Annotated in this window: 1 protein-coding gene and 1 pseudogene; both read left to right on the top strand. The window is 71.8% G+C overall.

The genetic code is table 11. The features are described from left to right. Positions 1-161, top strand: a pseudogene (locus KUM32_RS40200) (anti-sigma regulatory factor); the annotation flags it as partial. 40 nt (positions 162-201) lie between these two features. After that, on the top strand, positions 202-701 hold a 500-nt coding region (locus tag KUM32_RS40195; protein ID WP_217146651.1), incomplete at its 3' end, for a sigma-70 family RNA polymerase sigma factor.

Here is a 701-nt window from a genome sequence, read left to right as displayed (position 1 = left end):
TCTCAGCGCCCACCACCGACGGCCGCGCTCCCGAGCGCGACACCTTCGCCTGGACGGTGCTCTCCGCGCTGGCCGGCGAGGTCGACTCGACGGTCGCCGAAGACCGGACGGTCAGCATCAGCCTGCACAAGAAGCGCGGCGCCGGGCCCGGGCAGCCGTAACGGAAAGGGGGGCTCCGTGAGTACTGCATCATCGCGGGGGGTGCGCGCCCCGGCCATCCCGCAGCAGCCGGACGGGCCGCATCCCGCGGACCCGGAGCCGACCGGCGACGGACCAGAGCGGGCGGACCACATGGATCAGCACCAGCACGAGCAGCGGACCCACGATCCCCAGGACCGAAGCGGCGCGCGAGCGATGTTCATAGAGCTGCGCGAGCTCCCCGACGGTTCTCCTGAGCGGGCCGAACTCCGCAACAGCCTCGTGCGCATGCACCTCCCCTTGGTAGAGCACCTCGCGCGCCGCTTCCGCAACCGCGGGGAGCCCCTCGACGACCTGACCCAGGTCGCCACCATCGGACTGATCAAGTCGGTCGACCGGTTCGACCCCGACCGTGGCGTGGAGTTCTCCACGTACGCGACGCCCACGGTCGTCGGCGAGATCAAGCGCCACTTCCGTGACAAGGGCTGGGCCGTGCGCGTGCCGCGGCGGCTCCAGGAACTGCGGCTGGCCCTGACCACGGCGACCGCGGAGCTGTCCCAGCG

It is taken from the genome of Streptomyces sp. AC627_RSS907, assembly GCF_019049165.1.
Note: the sequence above shows the minus strand (reverse complement) of the source record. Positions and strands in the feature narration are given on the sequence as shown.